At 63.2% G+C, this 7,874-nt stretch carries 7 protein-coding genes and 1 pseudogene; 6 read left to right on the forward strand and 2 right to left on the reverse strand.

Features of this window, described 5'->3' with window-relative positions; genetic code table 11:
• A partial coding sequence (locus tag AC1D1S_RS17365; RefSeq protein WP_476995035.1) for a potassium channel family protein occupies positions 1–867 on the forward strand: 867 nt, incomplete at its 5' end.
• A 195-nt stretch (positions 868–1,062) separates the two neighbouring features.
• Here the strand turns inward: AC1D1S_RS17365 and AC1D1S_RS17370 are convergent.
• Positions 1,063–1,443 (reverse strand): VOC family protein, encoded by a 381-nt coding sequence (locus tag AC1D1S_RS17370; RefSeq protein WP_476951800.1) that lies wholly within the window; start codon positions 1,441–1,443, stop codon positions 1,063–1,065.
• 302 nt (positions 1,444–1,745) lie between these two features.
• On the opposite strand from AC1D1S_RS17370, the gene AC1D1S_RS17375 reads away from it, so the two are divergent.
• Complete coding sequence (locus AC1D1S_RS17375) at positions 1,746–2,234, forward strand: SRPBCC family protein (RefSeq protein WP_476995036.1); 489 nt, start codon at positions 1,746–1,748, stop codon at positions 2,232–2,234.
• A gap of 199 nt (positions 2,235–2,433) precedes the next feature.
• Positions 2,434–3,513 carry a glycerophosphodiester phosphodiesterase family protein gene (locus AC1D1S_RS17380; protein WP_476995037.1) on the forward strand — a complete coding sequence of 360 codons (1,080 nt, stop codon included), beginning with the start codon at positions 2,434–2,436 and terminating at the stop codon, positions 3,511–3,513.
• A gap of 276 nt (positions 3,514–3,789) precedes the next feature.
• Here the strand turns inward: AC1D1S_RS17380 and AC1D1S_RS17385 are convergent, their stop codons facing one another.
• A complete protein-coding gene (locus tag AC1D1S_RS17385) occupies positions 3,790–4,215 on the reverse strand; it encodes an ester cyclase (RefSeq protein ID WP_476946764.1) in 426 nt (141 codons plus the stop codon).
• Positions 4,216–5,137: 922 nt separating this feature from the next.
• On the opposite strand from AC1D1S_RS17385, the pseudogene AC1D1S_RS17390 reads away from it, so the two are divergent.
• From AC1D1S_RS17390 to AC1D1S_RS17400, 3 genes and pseudogenes are all read left to right on the forward strand, one after another.
• Positions 5,138–5,548 (forward strand): annotated as a pseudogene (locus AC1D1S_RS17390) (SRPBCC family protein); the annotation flags it as partial.
• A 1,147-nt stretch (positions 5,549–6,695) separates the two neighbouring features.
• Positions 6,696–7,046 (forward strand): DUF3846 domain-containing protein, encoded by a 351-nt coding sequence (locus AC1D1S_RS17395; RefSeq protein WP_476946762.1) that lies wholly within the window; start codon positions 6,696–6,698, stop codon positions 7,044–7,046.
• A 279-nt stretch (positions 7,047–7,325) separates the two neighbouring features.
• Positions 7,326–7,874, forward strand: a 549-nt coding sequence (locus tag AC1D1S_RS17400) for an IS1595 family transposase (RefSeq protein ID WP_476995038.1), incomplete at its 3' end; no start/stop codon positions are given.

Consider the following 7,874-nt stretch of genomic DNA (forward strand, 5'->3'; position numbering starts at 1 on the left):
GTTTTGGGGGCCGGGCTGGTTCTGCTGATGCTCGTTGACGTCTTTCGTACACTCCTTTATCCGCACGGTTCCGGTCCTCTGGGCCGGGCGATCATGCGCGGATTCTGGCTTGTATCAAGAAAGCTCCGGGGCCGGGGCTCCTTCATCGCGGCACCCTTGGCGATGGCCGCTGTCATTGGTGCCTGGGCAGGCTTGGCGGCCATCGGCTGGGCGCTGCTATACCTGCCCCATCTGACGGACGGCTTTGTTTACGGAGCCGGAGTTCCCCTGCGGGCCGACTTCGCCGAAGCCCTCTACATCTCCCTGGTCACTCTTTCCACCGTGGGGTTTGGCGATATCGTGGCAACGCAACCACTGCTCCGGCTGGTTGTCGCCCTTGAGGCCGTCACCGGATTCGGCCTGCTGACAGCAACGGTGACTTGGATCCTGCAGACTTTCCCTGCCCTGAACCGACGCCGGGCCCTTGCCCACCAGCTGAACCTGTTCAGGGAGGCTGCAGGTCCGGCAGGTGTATCGGCCATGGATCCCAGTCACGCTGCCGGCCTTTTGGAGGCAATTGCCGGAAACGTGGCTACCGTGAGCATCGACCTGCTTGCGTTCCACGAAACCTACTACTTCCGTGAAATTGAGCAGCGCGGCTCCCTCCCCGCCACGGTGGCTTACGCCCAGGAGCTGGCATCCCAGGCCCAGCGCAGCGAGAACCCTGAACTGCAGTTCGCCGGACGGATGCTCCACGCGGCGCTGGACGGACTCGCGGAGGTCCTCCGAGGCAAATTCGGCCATTCCGGAGCCACCTCTTCCGATGTGTTCGACAGCTACGAGCTGCACCACCGGCACCGGCGGCCGGGGGAACCGCACACGAACTAGCCTGCGAATCGCCGCTACTGCGTACCCCGCCGTTCTGACCGCGCTCTTCGCCCTGTCCAGCGGCGACGTCCGGCTCGCCGCCGGCCAGCACGGCGCTGAAACCGGCTCCCGCCTTGGTGGCGGGAGCCGGTTCTCTCCGGCTTCTTAGCCGGCGGCAGCGATGCTTTGCGTCGTTGACCGGTGCCAGACTCCTGCCTACGCGCGCTGGGAGATGTTGAAGATGTTCCCCTCGCTGTCCAGGAACCAGGCTGCCTTCCCCCAGGATGCGGTGGCGACGCCGTTCTCCGTCTTCAGGCCGGGAAAATCGTAGTCTTCAAAGACGACGCCGCGGCCCCGCAGTTCTTCCATCTCGCGTTCGAGATTGTCCGTTTCCCAGCCGATCTGGGTGTTCTTCGCGGTCCCGGCATTCTCTGTCTGGTAAACGAGGAAGCGGGTTCCCTGGCCGCAGTTGTACATGACGCTGCCCTCTTCCATGGATTCGGAGGGTTCGATTCCCAGCTTGTCCCGGTAGTACTCCTTCGCCCTGTTGATGTCCCTCGCGGGGAGGACAGCGATGATGTTTGAATCCTTGAACATGATGATTCCCTTCAGTGCGTTGATGACCGCAGCGATGGCGATGCTCCCCCGGTTTCGGTCCCCGGAATACCTGTCCGGAGCCCGTGACCGCCCCTGGGCCGAGCCGGGGCAGCCACCTGGGACTCTTCAACGCCGCGCCACCCATCACCAGCGTGAGGGGTCCCCGAAGTTATGTGGCCATTATGGACCGATTTGGTCTTGCGGAAACAGGGGTGACTGGCATTGGGCTGAAGGGATGCTCTTCGAACAGGGAGCTGCAAAGCGCCCTTCCGCCGGTGGCCGCACGATGCCAGAGTTGAAGGATGAATGCGGAGTCCGTTAATGAGGGAACCGGGAATGCGGAAACTGGCGGCCTGGTCCTGAACCTGGAGTACACGCTCGCCGCTCCCCCGGAAGAAATCTTCAGGATGCTGACGGAATCGGCCGAACTGGTGAAGTGGTGGGGTCCGCACGGCTTCATCATCCCTGCGGCCGACGTCAACCTCGCCGAAGGCGGCCGCTACCGATTCAGGATGACCCCACCGGACGGCGAAACGTTCCACCTCTCAGGCGAGTTCCTCGAGATCGATCCCCCTTGGCGGCTGGTGTACACCTTCCGCTGGGAGGAACCGACACCGGACGACCGGGAAACCGTCGTCGACCTCTCACTCGGAAGTACCGGCACAGGCACGCGCCTGGTGCTCTCGCAGGGACCGTTCCTGACAGACGAACGCCTCGAACTGCACCGCAACGGCTGGACCGAGTCGTTCGAGAAATTGCAGGCGGTCCTGGGGGCACCTAAGGAAGCCTGACCCAGTTGCGGAGTTCCTGCAGGGTGATGATCCGTCCGGAACATGAACGGTTTTCGCGTCTCCAGGCCCGTCACCCGGCTCGGTCTCCTCGTGTTCACTCCCGGTCCAGCTCCACGCACACAACAGTCCATCTCGCCTCCCTACGGTGGTCGGGTCGCCGGCACGACGCCGGTAACGTCACCCGGGAGGAACCATCACCATGCGCACACCCCTGACTGCCGTGGCCGCTGCCGCGCTCATCGCCTCGCTGGCGAGCCCCGCCGTCGCCGCTTCAAACCCCGAAGCCGGCTCGCCGTCGTCGAACGCCGCCACAACAAAGGCCGCAGAGGCAACAACGGCAATCAAGACCAACGAGAGCAACGGCTCCTTCGACCTGCAGGCGCACCGCGGCGGCCGCGGCGAGTGGACCGAGGAATCGCTGGCCGCGTTCGCCAATTCGCTGAAGCTCGGCGTGTCCACGCTGGAGCTGGACACCCACCTGACCACCGACGGCAAGGTGATCGTCTGGCATGACGACACCATCCAGGCCGACAAGTGCCGCGACACCGCGCCGGCGACTCCCGGCGACGCCCAGTACCCCTACGTCGGTGACCGGGTGGCCGAGCTGTCGCTCGCGCAGATCAAGACCCTGGACTGTGGGTTCACCCAGCTCAAGGGGTACCCGGAGCAGGACGTGATCGAGGGCAACCGGATCGCCGAGCTCAAGGACGTCTTCCAGCTGGTCCGCGACGCCGACGCCAAGAAGGTCCGCTTCAACATCGAAACCAAGGTGGAGGACGGGAAGTCCGGCGGCGAGGGCATGGTGGCCCTGACCAAGGCCGTGGTCACGGAGATCTACACCGCCGGCATGGCCGGGCGTAGCACCGTGCAGTCATTCGACTGGTCCTCGCTGAACCTGACCAAGAAGATCGCCCCGCAGCTGCCGCTCGTCGCCTTGTCCAGCGGCGACGCCTGGCTCGAGGTCGGCAAGCCCGGCGCCAGCCCCAACCTCGGCGGCATCGACATCGACACCTACGGCGGATCGCTCGCCAAAGCCGCGGCAGCCCAGGGCTACGACGTCATCTCCCCCGCCTTCAGCTCCGTCACGCTTGAAATGATCAAGGAAGCCCACGAGCTCGGCCTGCCGGTCATCCCCTGGACCGTCAACACAACGGCGGACATGACGCGGCTGATGGACCTCGGCGTGGACGGCATCATCAGCGACTACCCCACCCGCCTGCGCACCGTTCTGGACGAGCGCGGCCTGAAGCTCCCCAAGGCGTACGAGTCCAAGGGCTGATTCACTGATTTGCAGGCGCCAGCGTTCTGCTAACCACGCGAAAGCCGGCCCCCGCTTTGAAAACGGGGGCCGGTCCCTTCGGCTTCGTTGCCCCCGGCGATGCTTTGCGCCGTTGATCGGTGCCAGGCTCCGGCCTACGCGCGCTGCGAGATGTTGATGATGTTGCCCTCGCTGTCCAGGAACCAGGCCGCCTTCCGTATGAGCTACGATCATCGCGCTGGCCGATGACAGGACGCGGGCGGTGCCGGCAGCCATGAACAGTACGTGGATGCCGGGTCAGTCCCCGGGTAACTGGATCACGCCGAGCTGCCGCATCAGCCCGAGGTCGTCCCGGTCTGACCAATGCTCGGCGATCTTTCCATTTTCGACTCGGTGGATGGCCACTCCGGTCTCCCGCAGGTCGGCACCTGTGGGAGGCAGCGGTCCGGGGAGCTCACCCTCGTGTCGACCGTAGGCCGTTAACCTCGTCACCACCTTGTCCGCTTCGGCGATCTGGTCTTCGATCTCGTGCCGCCCTGGCGTCGCCTTCCAGAATATGCGGAAGGCCTGTTTCAGGCCTTCCCGTCCGGCCGGAAGTCCGGGAAATGGCGGGTTGTGGTCAAGATAGTCCTCAGCGACCAGATCGTCCATCGCATCGATGTTCCCGGCGTCGATCTCTGCGTAGAAGCGCCGCACGAGCGCTTTGTTGTCCTCAGACTCCACAGTCGTCCTTCCGTTTGTACACGGAGGCCCCTACCCGGACCGACCAGCACGAGCGGTTCAAGAGTCCCATGGGTGGCCAGTCTAAACCCACTGGCCTGGCTGTGGTAGTGAAGGTGGCCCGCTTCAACATAGATCTCATCGAGGGGTTTTCTTCGATGGAGGGCAGTAGTCGCACGCTATGTGCGGCGCAGTGGCCTCCGCCTGGTGCGTGCCGTCGCACGCGTGCATGGTCGCCTTCGACCGGAAAACCGATGCTGAACTGGTCGCCGAAGGCACCGAATCCCAAAGCCGAGAACACCGGGATCACCGAACTGGGAGAACCGGAAACCCTATCCTGGCTGGTCGACCTGGATCCCCTCTGGTGCCCCGGCCAGGAACCGGCCGGGGCACCAGAGGGCAACGTCAAAACCGTTGACAACATCATTGAGATTCCTTCGCGGGGAGGACAGCGATGATGTTTGAATCCTTGAACATGATGATTCCCCTTCAGTGCGTAGATGACCGCAGCGATGGCGATGCTCCCCCGGTTTCAGTCCCCGGAATCCTTATCCGGAGCCCGTGACCGCCCTGCGCCGAGCCGGGGCAGCCGGCCGGGACTCTTCAACGCCGCGCCACCCATCACCGGCGCGAGAGGCCCCCGAAGTCTATGGGGCCATTACGGACCGAATGGGCCTGCGGAAATAGGGGTGTTGGCATCGGACTAAAGGGTCGCTATTTCGAAGAGGAGCTGCGAAGCGCTGTCCAGCCGGGCCATGACGGAAGGCAAGCTGCCGACGCTCGCGACGTGGCAGGCGGCTCCCAGCCCCATCCGCTTCCCTGAGCGTCCGCAGGATGCCAGAGTTGAACGATGACTAAGGCAACGGGCGACGAGCCAACAGGCGAGCTGGTCCTAAACCTGTAATGCACCCTCGCTGCTCCCCCGGAAGAAGTCTTCAGGATGCTGACGGACTCAACCGAACTGGTGAAATGGTGGGGCCCGCAGGGCTTCACTATCCCGGCAGCCGAACTGAACCTAGCCGAAGGCGGCCGCTATCACTTCCGCATGACGCCACCCGACGGCGAACCGTTCCACCTCTCAGGCGAGTTCCTGAAGATCGATCCCCCTTGGCGCATGGTGTACACCCCCCGCTGGGAGGAACCGACGCCGGACGACCGGGAGACCGTCGTCGACCTCTCACTCGGGAGTACTGGCTCTCTCGGGAGTACCGGCACCGGCACGCGCCTGATGCTCTCGCAGGGACCGGTCCTGACGGAGGAACGGCTGGACTTTTACCGCAACGGATGGACCGAGTCGTTCGAGAAGGTGCAGGCGGTACTAGATAGTCGCATCTGAAGAAGCCCCCGATCTGGATTTGATCCCTCTTTGGCGGCGTTCTGTGATCGACTGGTGTCGCTCTAAGGAGGATGCGACGCGATTAGTTCGTGAGTGCTCGCGATCGTCTATGAAATGTTGCTCTGGACATTCTGAGATCGCGGGCAACCTGCGCGACGGGCTCGCCGCCTTCGACCAGGTGGAATCTGACTGCCAGTGACCCTGCGGGTCGGCCGTGAACGTTCTTTCCGCCTCTGCGTTTGCTGATCGAATCGGTAACTCAAGCCGCGGCCGGGAACATGGCACAGCACTTCGCCACCGATTCCCAGGGAACCCGGGACCAATCCGGATGCTTACTTCGACCCGGCCGGGCAGAACCTGCCCAAGGCCTTCCTGCTCCCCGCCTCGCTCGACTCTGCCCCGATCACGCAGGTGTATACCTGGTTGACCGCACGACGATGCCCCCGAACTCCTGAGGGCCGGAGGGTATGACCTGTTGTCAGAAGGCAGCACTGCCCCACGTCGTACCGGAGGAAGGAATCTTCAATCAACAGCACCGGTGGTAGCGCGGCCGCGGAGAGCCAGAGAGCGGCAATGACAACAAAAGTCCATCTCCAGGGAAATCCACGACCGCGTGCAAACAGACCGACTGGAATTTAAATTTAAAGTGGGTATGGTGATGTGTAGTCAGAGTTAAGAAAGGCCGATACTCCATGGCAGGAAAAAGCATCAAGAAAACCACTGGAAAAAGCCCGGGAAGTCGCTTCTTGAGAAGAGGGCCGACAAAAGAGCCAAGGCTGACAGTCGCGAGTCACTCTTCCAGAAGCCGCGCAAGAATCACCGTTAAAACGTTCCAGCGAAGGCTATGGTGTCACCAAGTGCTGGACGCCGTTGCCGGTAATGCTGGAATGCGAGGGCGGAGAGGTCCGCCTCCGAAAGCGCCCATGCAGGCCGGCCGTTTCGCTCTAACGGCTGACCTGCCGGGGTGGTGGCCGGCGAACGCGACTCGCGAACACCAAGGAAAGGGGTCAGTCCCGACCGCGCCTCAGGATTTACATTGCGTGACAATTACTAGAGGCTCATCACGGCCCAATGCCATCTCAGCTGTAATTTAATGAAGTGATTTCACATTGCTAGTCCGGATTTATCCCTGAGGAAAGGATCAATCATGGGACCGACCTGCGCCGCCTTGGTTATTCCCCATCGCCTTAGTAGCCCTATTCGCATCGACGACATCGACCATGATTTGGTCTCCCGACAGGTCCTGGTGGAGGGAAATATTAAAGCAATCAGTTACATGGATTGGCTCGTTTATCTGAATGACGAGGCGGAGGCTATTCCGTTACCTCTCAACCTGCGAGCCGAAGTGCTGATCCGGGAAGCGGGTGTCCCGCTTGAGGCGGCAGTCGGGGGGACCGCCGTCTTCCTCGGCAAAGGGACCAACGGCTGGGATGCAGATGCACCCGTACATCTGCTTCGTTTGGCCGAACGCCTCTTCGGAGCGGCACTGGCCGCGTAGCTGCAGGCGCACCGCGCAGTGAGACCGGCGGTCTACTGAAGGGTCAGGACGCCGCCGCGCCACGGGCAAGCCAAGGAATTGCCCAGGCGCGTCCTAACGCCCGTCGCTGGTACGCAGGTCTACAGAGTCTCCGTTATGGCGATTCAGTCCGGCCTAGCTCCCATTCAGTTCGGGAGATCGCGTACTCGACATCGCCGTGTTCATCGCCAGGAATGGACACTGGCCACGCAGCGACGAACGTACGTATTGGGTATCTGCTTGGCTGAAGTAGGCCGGGGTGTGGCCGATTTGCTGCCGCAGATGCCGCGGGCCGGCGTGGACTACTCCAACACGTTCGGGCAATTCCATGACTGGTTCAGCACCGATGAGGCGTGTCTCGAGTACTTGGCCAAGCTGCGATGGCCGGACGGGTTCGTCTGCCCCAAGTGCGGGAACCGCGACTACTGGCGCACGGGCGCCGGGCTGTGGATGTGCAAGGGGTGCTCGCGCCGGACGTCGGTGACGGCCGGGACGATCTCCGCCCGCACCCGCACTCCGCTGCGCACGTGGTTCGCGGCGGTGTGGTTCGTGACGTCTCAGAAGAACGGCGTGTCCGCTCTCGGCCTCCAGCGGGTCCTGGGGATGAGATCGTATGAGACGGCGTGGGCGTGGATGCACAAGCTGCGCCGGGCCATGGTCCGGCCCGACCGCGAGATGCTCTCCGGGCTTGTCGAGGTCGGCGAGTGCTTCGTCGGTGGGGTCCACCGCGGCATGCCCGGCGTCGGCCCCGACAAGATCTCGGTCCTGGTCGCCGCGGAGCACCTGGACCACAACCGGATCGGACGGATC

The sequence above is a fragment of the Arthrobacter sp. P1_A5 genome, assembly GCF_056406825.1.

What these genes read in the sequence shown, in the direction of transcription:
- AC1D1S_RS17375 (WP_476995036.1), top strand. Translation starts at nt 1,746, where the DNA reads ATGAATGCGGAGTCCGTTAATGAGGGAACCGGGAATGCGGAAACTGGC.
- AC1D1S_RS17380 (WP_476995037.1), top strand. Translation starts at nt 2,434, where the DNA reads ATGCGCACACCCCTGACTGCCGTGGCCGCTGCCGCGCTCATCGCCTCG.
- AC1D1S_RS17395 (WP_476946762.1), top strand. Translation starts at nt 6,696, where the DNA reads ATGGGACCGACCTGCGCCGCCTTGGTTATTCCCCATCGCCTTAGTAGC.
- AC1D1S_RS17370 (WP_476951800.1), bottom strand. Translation starts at nt 1,443, where the DNA reads ATGTTCAAGGATTCAAACATCATCGCTGTCCTCCCCGCGAGGGACATC.